This window comes from Paracoccus spongiarum, from assembly GCF_030732095.1.
GTDB classification, from domain to species: Bacteria; Pseudomonadota; Alphaproteobacteria; order Rhodobacterales; family Rhodobacteraceae; genus Paracoccus; species Paracoccus spongiarum.
In genome coordinates this window covers 256,998-271,544 of record NZ_JAVAMQ010000003.1, presented here as the reverse complement: position 1 = coordinate 271,544, position 14,547 = coordinate 256,998, and the positions used below count along the sequence as shown (strand labels likewise).

Sequence of the window (14,547 nt, the reverse complement as noted above, 5' to 3'; positions counted from 1 at the left end):
GCGGGCCCCGCCCGCGGCGCCCCTAACGGGCGAAGACCCGGTCGAAATCGGCAAAGCCCTTGACCTCGATGGGGTTTCCGGACGGATCGAAGAAGAACATCGTGCGCTGTTCGCCGGCCTCGCCCGCAAAGCGCACGACCGGCGGGATGTCGAACTCGACGCCCGCCCCCTGCAAACGCGCGGCCAGCGCCTGCCATTCCTCCAGCGGCAGCACGACGCCCAGATGCGGCATCATCACCAGATGCTCGCCCACCCGGCCGCTGCGCATGGTCGCGAAGGGCTGGCCCAGATGCAGCGACAGCTGATGCCCGAAGAAGTCGAAATCCACCCAGCTGTCGGTCGAGCGTCCCTCGGCGCAGCCCAGAACGCCGCCGTAAAAGCGCCGCGCCGCGTCGAGATCGGTCACATGGATGGCGAGATGAAAGACTGAACGCATGACATTCCCCCTTGGCCCTGCACGGACCTAGCGCGGCCGCGCGCAGAACGCCATGCCGCGGGTCGCGGGCGGTGTCGGACTGGGGGGTAAGGTGCAGGATTCTGTTGCCAGGCTCCTGCGGGCCCCGCCTTACGCTGCTAGGCGCAAGGGCTTAGGTTTCGGTTACCCGAGCTGCTTACGCAGCCAGAGCGACCGGAGCACGGTTGTCGTTGGCAACTGTACTTTTCGCACCGATAACGGTGGTAGCTCACCGGGACAAAGCAACCCCTTTAGACGTTCGTCGATCCTGTTTCGGCCCCATGATCCCCAACGCGGGATGGATGGTGGAGCCGCCGGGTACCGCCCCCGGGTCCGATCCGCTTATGACGAGCGCGTTTATGTCCATAGTCCGGCTTGCGCCGCACGAGACCAATATAGGACCGCGCGGGCGGGCCCGCAAGGCATCGCGGCGCCGCGCGGGTCCGCGGGCCGACAGCGCGCCCCGCCAAGTGCGGTCAGTCGTGGCGGATCACCATCGTCCGTGTCGCCGCGAATTCATACAGCGCGTCAAAGCCCTTTTCGCGACCATGGCCGGACTTCTTCATGCCGCCGAAGGGCAGTTCGATCCCGCCGCCCGCGCCATAGGCATTGACGAAGACCTGCCCGACCATGATCTGCCGGGCCACCCGGATCGCGCGGCTGCCGTCGCGCGACCAGACCCCGGCGACCAGCCCGTAATCGGTGTCGTTGGCAAGGCCGATCGCGTCGGCCTCGTCCGCAAAGGTCATCAGCGACAGCACCGGGCCGAACACCTCCTCGCGCGCCAGCTGGTGATCGCGCGGCACCGGGCCATAGGCGCGCGGCGCGATGAAATTGCCGCCTGCCGGCGCGTTCGCGGCGATCCGCCCCTCGGCGATCAGCGGGATGCCGTCGGCATCGGCGCGGTCGCAGAAGCCCCGCACCCGCGCAAGCTGGGCCGGGCTGATCAGCGGGCCAAGGTCCCGGTCATCGCCCGGCAGCCCCGCCGTCAGGGCGGGAAAGGCTTGTCGCAGCCGCTCGATCACCGTGCCGGCGATGCCGTCCTCGACCAGCAGCCGCGCGCCGGCCGAACAGGTCTGGCCGGCATTCTGGGTGATCGCCCGCAGGATCACCGGCATCGCGCGGTCCAGATCGGCATCGGCAAAGACGATCTGCGGCGACTTGCCGCCCAGCTCCAGCGTGCAGCCGATATGATGGGCCGCGGCGGCGGCCTGCACCGCGACGCCCACCTCGGGGCTGCCGGTGAAGCTGAGGAAGTCGACGCCGCGATGCGCGCAGAGCGCGGCCCCCGCCACCTCGCCGCGACCCGGCACGCAGTTCAGCGCGCCCGCCGGCAGCCCCGCATCGCGCAGGATCTCGACCAGTCGCAGCGGCGTCAGGCAGGCATCCTCGGCAGGCTTCAGCACGCAGGCATTGCCCATCGCCAGCGCGGCGGCGATCGTGCGCCCGAACATCTGCGCGGGATAGTTCCACGGGATGATGTGGCCGGTGACCCCGAAGGGTACATGTTCGGTGGTGACGAAATGCCCCGGCAGGAAGGGGATCATGTCCCCGTGCACCTTGTCGGCGGCCCCGCCATAGAATTCCAGATAGCGGGCGGTGGCGGCGATGTCGGCGCGCGCCTGCGCGAGGGGCTTGCCGGTGTCGCGCGATTCCAGCCGCGCGAGCGCCTCGGCCTCGGCCAGCACCAGACCCGCGGCGCGCGACAGGATCCGGCCCCGTCCGGTCGCGTCAAGCGCGCCCCATGCCCCCGCCCGGGCGCGCCGGGCCGCGGACACCGCCGCGTCGATATCGGCGGCATTGCCCGCCGCGATCCGGGCGAACACCGCGCCGGTGGCGGGATCGCTGACCTCGATGGTCGCGCCGCTGGCCGAGGGCCGCCACTGGTTGTCGATGAAGACGCCCTGCGAGGCGGCGGCGACGGGATCTGCGGCGATGGTCATGGCGTCCTCCTGCGGAGGGCAGGTTTGCCCATCGCGCGGGCGGTGGCAAGCCTCAGCGCCGCGCCCGGTCGACCACGGCGATGGCGGCCGCGATGGCCTCGTCGATGCCCATGTCACTGGTGTCGATCAGCACCGCGTCATCGGCCGGCCGCAAGGGCGCCGCGGCGCGTTCGCTGTCGCGGCGGTCGCGGTCGCGCAGTTGCACCAGCATCGCGGCGGGATCGGCGCCCAGCTCGGCGGCGCGGCGGGCCGCCCGCACCTCGTCCGAGGCGACGACATACAGCTTGACCGGGGCATCGGGGCAGATCACCGTGCCGATGTCGCGCCCGTCCAGCACCGCGCCGGGTTCCTGCGCGGCAAAGCGGTGCTGGAAGGCGACCAGCGCCGCGCGCACCTCGGGGATCGCCGCGATGCGGCTGGCGGCCTGCCCCGCTTCGGCGCTGCGCAGGTCGGGCCGGGCCAGATCGGCGGGAGACAGCGCGCGCGCGGCGCACACCGGATCGCCCCCGCGCGCACCGGTTGCCCGATAGAGCAGCCCGGTATCGAGATGGTGAAAGCCGAAATGGCGGGCCAATGCGCGGGCGATGGTGCCCTTGCCCGAGGCGGCGGGACCATCGATGGCGATGACGAAGGGCATGGCAGGAAGTCCGCGTGGCTGGGAAACTGGCCCGGCCTGCTTCGCACATCACGGCGCCGAAGGTCCAGCCTCGGCGCGACGGGCCGACGCGCCGAATTGCGCCGATCGGGCCACGCAATCCGCGCGATCGTCGATTTCCCCTTGGAAAAATCGTGGCCTTGCCATCCTATGTGCGGGTAAGTCATTCATTTCACGATTGTTTAAGTCACATGTCCACGCATTTCCTGGAACGATTCATCAACGCCGACACCGTTTTCGACCTGCGCCACGCCTATTTCGACGCCATGCGGCATTTCGGGTTTGCCCAGGTGCTGTACGCGGCCCGCTTCATGGCCAGCATCCCGCCCGAGATTTCGCCCAGCCCGGTCGAGTTGCACAGCAACTTTCCCCCGACGCTGGCCGAGGCGCTGGCCGAGCAGGACCTGATCGCCGCCTCGGTCTGGTCGGACTGGGCGCGGCAGGGCCCGGGCAGCATCGCGACGCGCAGCCTCTACGAGACCGCGGCGGCGCGGCTGGACCAGGACGCGGCGCTGCAACTGGCCAGTGCACACGGGCTTGCGGCGGGCCAAGTCGTCAGCTTGCGGGACAGGGTGCTGCGCGGACAGGGCACGATCCTTCTGGTGCCCTTCGCCGGCGCCAGCCATGCCGAGGCCGACCGGATCTGGGAACGGTCGCATCGCGAGGTGATGATCCATTCCTGGGTCCTGCACATGCGCATGGCCACCCTGCGGCACGACACCGCACGGGTCCGCCTGACGACCCGCCAGCGCGAGGTGCTGGAATGGAAGGCCGCCGGCAAGACGGTCGCCGACATCGCGACGATCCTTGCGGTCACGCCGGCCACGGTCGAAAAGCACCTGCGCCTGGCCCGCGACGCGCTGGCCGCGGGCAACACCGCGCAGGCGATCCTGAAGGCGCATCTGACCCACCAGCTGTTCGTGCAGGAACACGCCGGACAGGCCGGGCGCTAGGGGTCTGGCAAGGGTCGGCCGGGGCCGTGCAGGCCACCTGCAGGAGCCATGCCCGATGCCGGAAGCGAGGCGCCGGCGATCCGGCGATGCCCGGAGGAACGGCGGAAAAAAGCGAAGGCGCCGGCCCGCAACGGACCGGCGCCCCGGATGGCAGCAGGCTGGCGATGCCGGCGGGCACGGGCCCGCGCGGCGATCACCTGCGGATCAGGCGCCGCTGAGGGTCTTGGCGACCTCGGCGGCGAAATCCTCTTCCTTCTTCTCGATGCCCTCGCCGACGGCAACGCGGGCATAGCCGGTCACCTCGACGCCGGCTTCCGCCGCGGCCTCGGCCACGGTCAGGTCCGGGTTGATGACGAATTTCTGGCCCAGCAGCGTCACTTCCTCGAAGAACTTCTTCATGCGGCCTTCGATCATCTTCTCGATCACCGCCTCGGGCTTGCCCGATTCACGCGCCTGTTCGGTCAGCACGGTCTTTTCACGCTCGATCAGCGCCGGCTCCAGATCGGCCTCGGCCAGCGAGGCGGGGTTGGTCGCCGCGATGTGCATGGCGATCTGCTTGCCGACCTCGCGGGCCTTGCCCTCGTCGCCCTTCAGCGCAACCAGCACGCCGATCTTGCCCATGCCCTCGGCGGCGGCATTGTGGACATAGGAGACGATCGTGTCGCCCTCCAGCAGATGCATCCGGCGCAGGGTCATGTTCTCGCCGATCCGGGCGATCGCGTCGGTCAGCACGTCCGAGACCGGGCGGCCGTTCAGATGGGTCGCCTTCAGCACCTCGACATCATTGCCGACGGTCAGGGCAACATCGGTGATGTCGCGCACCAGCTGCTGGAAGTCGGCGTTCTTGGCCACGAAGTCGGTTTCCGAGTTCAGCTCGACCGCGACGCCGCGGCCATCGGTGACGGACACGCCGATCAGCCCCTCGGCGGCGACCCGGCCCGATTTCTTGGCGGCCTTGGCCAGACCCTTGGTCCGCAGCCAGTCCACCGCGGCTTCCATGTCGCCATCGGTTTCGGTCAGTGCCTTCTTGGCATCCATCATCCCTGCGCCGGTCGTCTCGCGCAGCTCTTTCACCATCGCGGCAGTGATAGCCATGATCCGTCTCCTTTGTTCAACACATCAGGCGGGGCATATCCCCGCCTGACGACAATTCCGTGTAACCTGTGCAGGTCGCGATCCGGCGCGGGATCAGGCGTCTGCGGTGGCCTGCTCGGCGGCCTTGGCCTCGGCCTCGCCGTCGTCCAGCAGCTCCTCGGGGGCTTCGGACAGCGCGCCGACATCGACGCCGGCGGCGCCCATCTGGGCCGACATCCCGTCCAGCGCGGCACGGCTGGCGAGGTCGCAATACAGCGCGATCGCGCGGGCCGCGTCGTCATTGCCGGGAATGATGTAGTCCACGCCATCGGGCGAGCAGTTGGTATCGACCACGGCAACGACCGGGATGCCCAGTTTCCGGGCTTCCAGGATGGCCAGGTCTTCCTTGTTCACGTCGATGACGAACAGCAGATCCGGCAGGCCGCCCATGTCGCGGATGCCGCCCAGGCTGGCCTGCAGCTTGGCCTGTTCGCGCTCAAGCCCGAGGCGTTCCTTCTTGGTCATGCCTTCGGCACCACCGGCCATCGTCTCGTCAATGGCTTTCAGGCGGTTGATCGACTGGCTGACCGTCTTCCAGTTGGTCAGCGTGCCGCCCAGCCAGCGATGGTTCATGTAGAACTGGGCCGAACGCTCGGCGGCGTCGGCGATCGGCTTCTGTGCCTGACGCTTGGTGCCGACGAACAGCACGCGGCCGCCCTTGGCGACGGTATCGCGGATCACCTGCAGCGCCGCGTCCAGCATCGGGACGGTCTGCGTCAGGTCGACGATGTGGATGCCGTTGCGGTCACCATAGATGAACTCGCCCATGCGCGGGTTCCAACGCTGGGTCTGGTGGCCGTAGTGGACGCCAGCTTCAAGAAGCTGACGCAGGGAAAATTCGGGAAGCGCCATTCCATGTCCTTTCCGGTTTGCGCCTTGGCAGGGGTCTCAGGACGCCGGAACGGCGACCCAACCGGTGGACCGTCTGCGGATGTCTCCCGCAGGGGCCCGCCCCAGCCTGTGAAGTGTGCGCGCAGATAGACCCTGCGCGCGGCATTGGCAAGTGCAATCGCGCGCAGTCTAGACGAAGGCGTCCGGAACCGCAGCCTTTTTCCGCGCCACGTAGTCGGCCAGCGCCTCGGCGATGGCCGGGTCCAGCGGCGGCGCCTCGTAGTCGCCCAGCATCCGCGCCACCTTCGCGGCGGCCAGCGTGGCGGTGTCGCGGGCGCCCTCTTCCTCCCAGGTCTCGAAGGGCTTGTAGTCCAGCACGCCGCTGCGCCAGAAGGCTTCCTTGTAGTGGGCCTGGGTGTGGTCGCAGCCCAGATAGTGCCCGCCCGGCCCGACTTCGCGGATGGCCTCCATGGCCTGCCCGCCGGCCGAGATGTCCACCCCCGCGGCCAGCCGGTGCAGGATGCCCAGCTGGTCGGCGTCCATCACGAATTTCTCATAGCTGCTGACCAGCCCGCCCTCCAGCCAGCCGCAGGCATGCAGCATGAAGTTGACCCCCGACATCAGGCCGATGTTCAGGCTGTTGGCAGTCTCGTAGGCCGCCTGCGCGTCCGGCAGCTTGGACCCGCAGAACGCCCCCGCGCTGCGATAGGGCAGCCCCAGCCGCCGCGCCAGCTGCCCGGCGCCAAGGGTGATCTGGGCGGCCTCGGGGGTGCCGAAGGTCGGCGCGCCGCTGTTCATGTCGATCGAGGTGACGAAGGCGCCGAAGATCACCGGCGCGCCGGGGCGGACAAGCTGGCTGTAGGCGACGCCGGCCAGCACCTCGGCCAGCACCTGCGTCAGCGTCCCGGCGACCGTGACCGGCGCCATCGCGCCGCCGACGATGAAGGGGCTGATGATGCAGGCCTGCCCGGCGCGGGCATAGACCTCAAGCGCGCCCATCATCACCGAGTCGAAGGTCAGCGGGCTGTTGATGTTGACGAGGCTGGTCATCACCGTGTGCCGGTCGACGAAATCCGCGCCGAACAGCAGCCGCGACATCTCGACCGAATCGGCGGCGCGTTCGGGCAGCGTCACGGACCCCATATAGGGCTTGTCCGACAGCGTCATGTGGGCGTGCAGCATGTCCAGATGGCGCTTGTTCACGGCCACGTCGGTCGGCTCGCAGACCGTGCCGCCGCTGTGATGCAGGTATGTCGACATCTGGCCCAGCTTCACGAAGCTGCGGAAATCCTCGATCGTGGCATAGCGGCGGCCGGCGGCGACATCGCGCACGAAGGGCGGGCCATAGACGGGCGCCAGCACCAGGTTGCGGCCGCCGATCTCGACATTGCGTTCGGGGTTGCGGGCGTGCTGGGTGAAGGTGCGTGGCGCCGTCGCGCAGAGGCGCCGCGCCAGCCCGCGCGGGATGCGCACGCGTTCGCCGTCGATCTCGGCGCCGGCGTCCTTCCACAACGCCAGGGCATCGGGGTTGTCGACGAAGTTCACGCCGATCTCGGCCAGCACCGTCTCGGCATTGGCTTCGATGATCTCCAGGGCCTCGGCGTTCAGGATCTCGAGGTCGGGGATGTTGCGGGTGATGAAGCGCGCGAACTCGGTCCGCGGCGCGGTGCGTTCGGCCCGGCGCGCTGCGCCGCCCCCGGCCCTGCGCCCGCGACGTTCAGCGACGGCTTCATCGGTCATGGCTGCTTCTCCCCTCCGGTCTGCCCTTGGTGATAGCGCGGCCCTGCCCGTCACGGGGCATGTTTGCGCCGGTCCCGGGCCGCAATGCGACATCGCGCGGCAGTTCCGCGACGCGGGCGGGCGGTGCGGCGGCTCGATTTGACCAAAAGGATGAATTGCGTTGCGCAGCCGCGCGCCGCATCATTGATGGCGTAGCGAATGCGTGTTCAAGGGGTGCGGCGGCGATGGGCAGCCATGTGCGGTTTGGCAGGGATTACGACTTCCACGAGATTCTGGCCGACGGGATCGTGCATGGCGTGGGCGTGGTGCTGGCGCTTGTGGGCGTCACCGCGCTGATCTTCCACGCCACGCTGTGGGGCAGCACCGGCGCGCTGGTCGCCGCCTGGATCTATGGCGCGGGGCTGATCGGGGCGCTGGCGATTTCCTTCACCTACAACATGCTGCCGCCCTCGCGGCTGAAATGGACGCTGCGGCGGCTGGACCATTCGGCGATCTTCATCCTGATCGCCGCGACCTACACCGCCTTCCTGCATCCGGGCCTTGCCCAGCCGCTGATCCTGTGGCTGCTGGTGGGCATCTGGGTGATGGCGGGCATCGGCGTCGCGCTGAAATGCGCCCTGCCCGGCCGCTATGACCGCGCCGCGATCCTGCTGTATCTGCTGATGGGCTGGAGCGGCGTGGTCGCGCTGGGGCCCATCACCGCCAGCCTGCCGCCGGTCTCGGTCGTGCTGGTGGTGGCCGGCGGGGTCATCTACTCCGTCGGGGTGATCTTTCATGTCTGGCAGAGGCTGCGGTTCCAGAACGCGATCTGGCACGGCTTCGTGGTCACCGCGGCGGCGGCGCATTACATCGCGGTCCTGACGGCCTTTCGGCAGGCGGCGATCTGAGCATTGTTGCCAAATCGCCGATAGCGTTAACAATCGCCACCTGGCGGCCGGCCGCGGCGGCCAATCTTCTTGCATCGGGGCCGCGTTGGGGTCAGGTTCGGCGGGAATTTTCCGCAAGAGGTGCCGCCATGACCCCCGCGCAGCAATCGCAGCAGACCCGGACCCTGTGCAACCTGGCGCCGGTGATCCCCGTCATCGTCATCAGGGACGCGGCCCGCGCCGCCGACCTGGCCCGCGCGCTGGTGACGGGCGGGCTGCCGGTGCTGGAGGTGACGCTGCGCTCGGACGCGGCGCTCGATTCGATCCGCGCCATGTCCGCGGTCGAGGGCGGGCATGTCGGCGCGGGCACCGTGCTGACCCCCGACGACGCGCGCCGCGCCAAGGATGCGGGCGCCAGCTTCGCGGTCTCGCCGGGCCTGACCGACCGGCTGATCGACGCCTGCGCCGAGCTTGACCTGCCCCTGCTGCCCGGCGCCGTCACCGCGTCCGAGGTGATGCGCGCCGCCGATGCGGGCTTCGACATGCTTAAATTCTTCCCCGCCGAGGCGGTGGGCGGCGCGCCGGCGCTGAAATCGCTGGCCGGGCCGCTGCCGAAGATCAGCTTCTGCCCGACCGGCGGCGTCTCTCCGGGCAATGCCCTAAGCTATCTGAGCCTGCCGAATGTCGTCTGCGTCGGCGGCAGCTGGATCGTCACCGATGCCGACATGGCGGCCGGCAACTGGGCCGCCATCGAGGATCGCGCGCGCACCGCCACCGCCCTGCGGCAGGGCTGATCGGGCCGTTGCGCGCCGTGGACCGGGCGCGGCGCAACGTCATCGTGCTGGTCGCCGCGCAGGCGATCCTCGGGGCGCAGATGCCCGTCAACTTCATCATCGGCGGGCTGGCCGGGCAGATCCTGGCGCCCAATCCCTGCCTTGCGACGCTGCCGATCTCGATGATCGTGCTGGGTTCGGCGCTGACTGCCCGGCCGATGGCGCGCCACATGCAGGCGCGCGGCCGGCGGTCGGGCTTCCTGCTGTCGGTGCTGGCGGGGGCGCTTGGCGCGGGGATCGCGGCCGCTGCGCTGTGGGCGGGATCCTTCCCGCTGTTCCTGCTGGGCGCGCTGCTGACCGGGATCTACATGTCCGCGCAGGGATTCTATCGCTTTGCCGCGACCGATGCGGCCAGCGATGATTTCGCGCCCCGCGCCATCTCCTGGGTGATGGCCGGGGGGCTGGCCTCGGCGATCATCGGGCCGGCGATCGTGCGGGCCACCAGCGACCTGACCGCCGTGCCTTTCATGGCGACCTACCTCGCGGTCATCGCGCTGAACCTGACCGGGCCGCTACTGTTTTCCTTCCTCGACAGCCCCCGGCCGGTCGCGCCCGAACCCGGCGCCAGCGAGGGCCGGCCGCTGGCCGTGCTGCTGCGCGCCCCGCGCATCGCCGTCGCGATGATCTGCGGCATGGTGTCCTATGCGCTGATGAACCTGGTGATGACCTCGACGCCGCTGGCGGTGGTGGGCTGCGGCTTTGCCCCGGCCAATGCCGCCGACATCGTCAGCGCGCATGTGCTGGCCATGTTCGCGCCCAGCTTCGTGACCGGCGCGCTGATCGCCCGGTTCGGGGCCGAGCCGATCGTGGGGCTGGGGCTGCTGATCCTGGCCTGCGCCGGCGCCGTGGCGCTGTCGGGGGTCCAGCTTGGGCATTTCTTCGGCGCGCTGATCCTGCTGGGGATCGGCTGGAACTTCGGCTATATCGGCGCCACCGCGATGCTGACCCGCGCCCACCGCCCCGAGGAACGCGGCCGCGTGCAGGGCGTCAACGACCTTGTGGTGTTCGGCGGCGTGTTCCTGGCCTCGCTGTCTTCGGGCGGGCTGATGAACTGCCTCGGCGGGTCGGTGCAGGCGGGCTGGAGCGCGGTCAACCTTGCCATGCTGCCCTTTCTGGTGCTGGCGGGCGCGGCGCTGATCTGGCTGGTGATGCGCCCGCAGCAGGGCTGAGGCGGGACGCGGCTACAGCAGGCTTTGCTGTTCGGGCGGCGGGCCGCGCCGGCGCGGCTTGTCGGGCGCCGTCGCCGGCCGCGCCTCGATCCGCCCGTCCGCGAACTCGATCTGGAATTGCGGCGTGACCCCCGCCCGCTCGGCCGAGGTGACCAGCCCGTCGGGGCCATGCACCACCGCGAAGCCGCGTTTCAGCGTCTCGGTATAGCCAAGCGTCTGGCGCATCCGGTCCAGCCGGTCCAGCGTGTCGCGGCGCTGCCGCTGGCCGCGCAGCAGCGCAGCCTCCATCCGCCGGGTCAGGTCGGCCAGCCGCTGATCCTGCTGCGCCAGCGCGCGGCGCGCGGTGGCGCCTGCCCGCCGGATCGAGCTGTCCAGCCGTTCCTGCAGCTGCTTCAGCCGGTCGCGCGGCCGTTCCAGCCGCCGGGCGCGGGCGAGGTCAAACCGGGTCTCGACCCGGCCCAGACCCATCCGCTTGGCGGCGGTGAACTGGCGCAAGGTCGCCGCCGGCATCGGCCGCGAGGCCAGCCGCTGCCGGCTGAGCCGCACCAGCCCGCGCAGCGCCGGTTCCAGCCGCGCGCCCCACAGGTCCAGCCTTTGCCGGGCGCCTTCGGTCAGCGCGGCGGGCCGGCCCAGCCCGCGGCCCAGATCGCGCAGCCGCTGGCGCGGCCCGTCGATGCGCAGCGCGCTGGCCCGCGTCATCCGGGCACCCGCCTCGGCCAGCCGCGCGGCCAGGTCGGCGCGCACCGGCACGGCGATCTCGGCGGCGGCGGTCGGCGTGGGCGCGCGGCGATCGCTGGCAAAGTCGATCAGCGTCGTATCGGTCTCGTGGCCCACCGCCGAAATCAGCGGGATGGCGCTGTCGGCGGCGGCACGCACCACCGACTCTTCGTTGAAGCCCCACAGATCCTCGAGGCTGCCGCCGCCGCGCGCCACGATGATCAGGTCCGGGCGCGGGATCGCACCGCCCGCGGGCAGCGCGTTGAAGCCGCGGATCGCGGCGCTGACCTGCGGCGCGCAGCCCTCGCCCTGCACGGCCACCGGCCAGATCACCACCCGCGTCGGAAAACGGTCCCGCAGGCGGTGCAGGATGTCGCGGATCACCGCGCCCGAGGGCGAGGTCACGACCCCGATCACCCGCGGCAGGAACGGCAGCGGCCGCTTGCGGGCCTCGTCGAACAGACCCTCGGCGGCCAGCGCCTTGCGCCGCCGGTCCAGCATCGCCATCAGCGCGCCGGCGCCGGCGGGCTCGATCTGGTCCACGATCAGCTGGTATTTCGACTGCCCCGGAAAGGTGGTCATCCGGCCGGTGGCGATCACCTCCATCCCCTCTTCGGGACGCTGCGCCAGCCGCGCCGCCTGCCCCTTCCAGGTCACCGCCGCCAGCACCGCCCGGTCGTCCTTGAGGTCGAAATACAGATGCCCCGAGGACGGCCGCGACACGCGCCCGACCTCGCCGCGCACCCGCACCCGGCCGAACTGGTCCTCGAGGCTGCGCTTGACCGCCCCCGACAGCTCGGACACCGTGAATTCATGGGCATTGCTGCCCGGCGCGTCTTCCAGCAGATCCATGCGGCTTGTTCCCCTTCACGGGCCAGACTAGAACGCCCCGGACCCGAGTGGAAGGGTGCGAGGCAAGAGGGCGGCAGATGAACATCCTGATCCTTGGCGGCGGCGGGCGCGAACATGCGCTGGCCTGGGCGATCCGGCAGAACCCGAAATGCGACCGGCTGATCGTCGCGCCCGGCAATGCGGGCATCGCGGGGGTCGCGGAATGTGCCCGAATCGATATCAATTCCCGCGCCGATGTCCTTGAATTCGCACAAGACAACGCCATCGATTTCGTCGTTGTCGGACCCGAGGCCCCTTTGGCGGCCGGGGTGTCGGACGCGCTGCGCGCCGCGGGTTTCCTGGTGTTCGGCCCCAGCCAGGCGGCGGCCCAGCTCGAGGCGTCCAAGACCTTCACGAAGCAGGTCTGCGATGCCTGCGCCGCCCCGACGGCGGGCTGGGCGCGCTTTACCGAGGCCGCGGCGGCGCGCGACCATGTCAGCGCGCAGGGCGCGCCGATCGTGGTCAAGGCCGACGGGCTGGCGGCCGGCAAGGGCGTCACCGTGGCCGAGACGGTCGCGCAGGCGCATGAGGCGATCGAGGCGATCTTCGAGGGCGAATTCGGCGACACCTCGGTCGTGATCGAGGAGTTCATGGCCGGCGAGGAGGCGAGTTTCTTCGTCCTCAGCGACGGCACCGACTGCCTGCCGATCGGCACCGCGCAGGATCACAAGCGGGTCGGCGAGGGCGATACCGGCCCCAATACCGGCGGGATGGGCGCCTACAGCCCCGCCCCGGTGCTGACGCCGGCCCTGCAGGATCAGGTGATGGCGCAGATCATCCGCCCGACCATCGCCGAGATGGCGGCGCGCGGCACGCCCTTCCAGGGCGTCCTCTATGCCGGGCTGATGATCGCCGACGGCAAGGCGCGGCTGGTCGAATACAATGTCCGCTTCGGCGATCCCGAATGCCAGGTGCTGATGATGCGGCTTGGCGCGCAGGCGCTGGACCTGCTGCTGGCCTGCGCCGAAGGACGGCTGGCCGAGACCGCCGTCAGCTGGGCCGACGACCACGCGCTGACCGTGGTGATGGCCGCGAAAGGCTATCCCGGGGATTACGAGAAAGGAAGCATCATCAACGGACTGGATGCCATACCCGAAACCAGCTTCGAGATGGTGTTCCACGCCGGCACGACCGAACGGGACGGCGCGATCACGGCCAGCGGCGGCCGGGTTCTGGCCTGCACGGGCCGCGGCGCCACGCTGGCCGAGGCGCATGAGCGCGCCTATCGCGCGGTCGATGCGATCGACTGGCCGGGCGGCTTCTGCCGCCGCGACATCGGCTGGCGGGCGCTGTAGCGCCCCGCCGTCCCCGTCGCGGCGGCCGTCAGCCCGAGGAATACAGCCCTTCATAGATCGGCAGCAGGGTGTCGGTCTCGAATAGGCTGGACACCGAGGTGCCATTCCAGATGTTCAGGATCGCCTGGGTGAACATCGGCGCGGTCGGCACGATGCGGATGTTCGGTGCCGCCCGGACCTGCTCGGTCGGCTGGATCGAATCCGTGATGACCAGCGATTTCATCACCGAATTCGCCACCCGCTCGACCGCCGGACCGCTGAGGACGCCGTGGGTGATATAGGCATGCACCTCGGTCGCGCCGTGATCGGTCAGCACCTGCGCGGCCTTGACCAGCGTGCCGGCGGTGTCGCAGATGTCGTCGACGATGATGCAGGCCTTGCCGGCCACGTCGCCGATCACCTTCATCTCGGCGACCTCGCCCGCCTTCTCGCGGCGCTTGTCCACGATCGACAGCGGCGCACCGATCCGGGTCGCCAGCTCGCGCGCCCGCGCCACCCCGCCCACATCGGGCGAGACCACCATCAGATCGTCCATGCGGCCGCGGAAATGGTGCTGGACGTCCAGCGCAAAGACCGGCGCGGCGTAGAGATTGTCCACCGGGATGTCGAAGAAGCCCTGGATCTGGGCGGCATGCAGATCCAGCGTCAGCACCCGGTCGATGCCCGCCTCGGTCAGCAGGTTGGCGACCAGCTTGGCGCTGATCGGAGTGCGGGCCTTGGCGCGACGATCCTGACGGGCATAGCCGAAATACGGGATGACCGCGGTGATGCGCGCCGCCGAAGACCGGCGCAGCGCGTCGGACATGATCAGCAGCTCCATCAGGTTGTCATTGGCCGGATTCGAGGTCGGCTGGATGATGTACATGTCCTCGCCGCGGACATTCTCGAACACCTCGACGAAGATTTCCTGGTCGTTGAAACGCTCGATCCGGGCATCGCACAGGCTGACATTCATGCCGCGATGCATCGACATGCGCTTGGCGATGGATGCCGCCAGGGGCTTGTTAGAATTGCCGGAAATCAGCTTGGGTTCGGTCATGACGGGCATGGAGGGGGGCGCCTTCTG

Annotated in this window: 13 protein-coding genes and 1 other RNA gene; 5 read left to right on the top strand and 9 right to left on the bottom strand. The window is 69.7% G+C overall.

Going from position 1 to position 14,547, the window contains the following annotated elements; translation table 11 throughout:
• Positions 1-22: 22 nt before the first annotated feature.
• The 4 genes from Q5Y72_RS05110 to Q5Y72_RS05095 all read right to left on the bottom strand — a co-directional run bounded on the left by Q5Y72_RS05110 (position 23) and on the right by Q5Y72_RS05095 (position 3,034).
• The gene (locus Q5Y72_RS05110; protein WP_305962312.1) at positions 23-436 is read right to left on the bottom strand and encodes a VOC family protein; all 414 of its coding nucleotides are present in this window, start codon (positions 434-436) and stop codon (positions 23-25) included.
• A 90-nt stretch (positions 437-526) separates the two neighbouring features.
• Positions 527-879, bottom strand: a transfer-messenger RNA (tmRNA) gene (gene ssrA / locus Q5Y72_RS05105).
• A 51-nt stretch (positions 880-930) separates the two neighbouring features.
• A complete protein-coding gene (locus Q5Y72_RS05100) occupies positions 931-2,397 on the bottom strand; it encodes an aldehyde dehydrogenase family protein (protein WP_305962311.1) in 1,467 nt (488 codons plus the stop codon).
• A 52-nt stretch (positions 2,398-2,449) separates the two neighbouring features.
• Positions 2,450-3,034 carry a (d)CMP kinase gene (locus Q5Y72_RS05095; RefSeq protein WP_305962310.1) on the bottom strand — a complete coding sequence of 195 codons (585 nt, stop codon included), beginning with the start codon at positions 3,032-3,034 and terminating at the stop codon, positions 2,450-2,452.
• 209 nt (positions 3,035-3,243) lie between these two features.
• Between Q5Y72_RS05095 and Q5Y72_RS05090 the strand changes: the two genes are divergently transcribed.
• Positions 3,244-4,005, top strand: coding sequence for a helix-turn-helix transcriptional regulator (locus Q5Y72_RS05090; protein ID WP_305962309.1), 762 nt, complete (start codon positions 3,244-3,246; stop codon positions 4,003-4,005).
• Between the two features lie 204 nt (positions 4,006-4,209).
• Here the strand turns inward: Q5Y72_RS05090 and tsf are convergent, their stop codons facing one another.
• The 3 genes from tsf to Q5Y72_RS05075 form a co-directional block, all read right to left on the bottom strand.
• Entirely contained in the window at positions 4,210-5,100 is an 891-nt protein-coding gene (gene tsf / locus Q5Y72_RS05085) for a translation elongation factor Ts (protein ID WP_305962308.1), read from the bottom strand.
• Between the two features lie 93 nt (positions 5,101-5,193).
• The gene (gene rpsB / locus Q5Y72_RS05080) at positions 5,194-5,991 is read right to left on the bottom strand and encodes a 30S ribosomal protein S2 (protein ID WP_305962307.1); all 798 of its coding nucleotides are present in this window, start codon (positions 5,989-5,991) and stop codon (positions 5,194-5,196) included.
• Between the two features lie 168 nt (positions 5,992-6,159).
• Positions 6,160-7,710 (bottom strand): trimethylamine methyltransferase family protein, encoded by a 1,551-nt coding sequence (locus tag Q5Y72_RS05075; protein ID WP_305962306.1) that lies wholly within the window; start codon positions 7,708-7,710, stop codon positions 6,160-6,162.
• A gap of 224 nt (positions 7,711-7,934) precedes the next feature.
• Here Q5Y72_RS05075 and trhA point away from each other — a divergent pair, with 224 nt between their 5' ends.
• The 3 genes from trhA (at position 7,935) to Q5Y72_RS05060 (ending at position 10,578) form a co-directional block, all read left to right on the top strand.
• A complete protein-coding gene (gene trhA, locus Q5Y72_RS05070; protein ID WP_305962305.1) occupies positions 7,935-8,597 on the top strand; it encodes a PAQR family membrane homeostasis protein TrhA in 663 nt (220 codons plus the stop codon).
• 128 nt (positions 8,598-8,725) lie between these two features.
• Positions 8,726-9,370, top strand: coding sequence for a bifunctional 4-hydroxy-2-oxoglutarate aldolase/2-dehydro-3-deoxy-phosphogluconate aldolase (eda, locus tag Q5Y72_RS05065; protein WP_305962304.1), 645 nt, complete (start codon positions 8,726-8,728; stop codon positions 9,368-9,370).
• An 8-nt stretch (positions 9,371-9,378) separates the two neighbouring features.
• Complete coding sequence (locus Q5Y72_RS05060) at positions 9,379-10,578, top strand: MFS transporter (protein WP_305962303.1); 1,200 nt, start codon at positions 9,379-9,381, stop codon at positions 10,576-10,578.
• 12 nt (positions 10,579-10,590) lie between these two features.
• Here Q5Y72_RS05060 and xseA read toward each other — a convergent pair whose 3' ends face one another.
• Positions 10,591-12,147: an exodeoxyribonuclease VII large subunit gene (gene xseA / locus Q5Y72_RS05055; protein ID WP_305962302.1), complete on the bottom strand. Its 1,557-nt coding sequence runs from the start codon at positions 12,145-12,147 to the stop codon at positions 10,591-10,593.
• A 77-nt stretch (positions 12,148-12,224) separates the two neighbouring features.
• Here xseA and purD point away from each other — a divergent pair, with 77 nt between their 5' ends.
• Entirely contained in the window at positions 12,225-13,481 is a 1,257-nt protein-coding gene (gene purD, locus Q5Y72_RS05050) for a phosphoribosylamine--glycine ligase (protein ID WP_305962301.1), read from the top strand.
• Positions 13,482-13,509: 28 nt separating this feature from the next.
• Here purD and Q5Y72_RS05045 read toward each other — a convergent pair whose 3' ends face one another.
• The gene (locus Q5Y72_RS05045) at positions 13,510-14,529 is read right to left on the bottom strand and encodes a ribose-phosphate pyrophosphokinase (protein ID WP_305962300.1); all 1,020 of its coding nucleotides are present in this window, start codon (positions 14,527-14,529) and stop codon (positions 13,510-13,512) included.
• Between the last annotated feature and the right edge of the window lie 18 nt (positions 14,530-14,547).

Bases quoted from the DNA above. Each gene is read 5' to 3' on its own strand.
- Q5Y72_RS05110 (WP_305962312.1), bottom strand. From the start codon at position 436: ATGCGTTCAGTCTTTCATCTCGCCATCCATGTGACCGATCTCGACGCG.
- Q5Y72_RS05095 (WP_305962310.1), bottom strand. From the start codon at position 3,034: ATGCCCTTCGTCATCGCCATCGATGGTCCCGCCGCCTCGGGCAAGGGC.
- rpsB (WP_305962307.1), bottom strand. From the start codon at position 5,991: ATGGCGCTTCCCGAATTTTCCCTGCGTCAGCTTCTTGAAGCTGGCGTC.
- tsf (WP_305962308.1), bottom strand. From the start codon at position 5,100: ATGGCTATCACTGCCGCGATGGTGAAAGAGCTGCGCGAGACGACCGGC.
- trhA (WP_305962305.1), top strand. From the start codon at position 7,935: ATGGGCAGCCATGTGCGGTTTGGCAGGGATTACGACTTCCACGAGATT.
- Q5Y72_RS05075 (WP_305962306.1), bottom strand. From the start codon at position 7,710: ATGACCGATGAAGCCGTCGCTGAACGTCGCGGGCGCAGGGCCGGGGGC.
- purD (WP_305962301.1), top strand. From the start codon at position 12,225: ATGAACATCCTGATCCTTGGCGGCGGCGGGCGCGAACATGCGCTGGCC.
- Q5Y72_RS05090 (WP_305962309.1), top strand. From the start codon at position 3,244: ATGTCCACGCATTTCCTGGAACGATTCATCAACGCCGACACCGTTTTC.
- Q5Y72_RS05100 (WP_305962311.1), bottom strand. From the start codon at position 2,397: ATGACCATCGCCGCAGATCCCGTCGCCGCCGCCTCGCAGGGCGTCTTC.
- xseA (WP_305962302.1), bottom strand. From the start codon at position 12,147: ATGGATCTGCTGGAAGACGCGCCGGGCAGCAATGCCCATGAATTCACG.
- Q5Y72_RS05045 (WP_305962300.1), bottom strand. From the start codon at position 14,529: ATGCCCGTCATGACCGAACCCAAGCTGATTTCCGGCAATTCTAACAAG.
- eda (WP_305962304.1), top strand. From the start codon at position 8,726: ATGACCCCCGCGCAGCAATCGCAGCAGACCCGGACCCTGTGCAACCTG.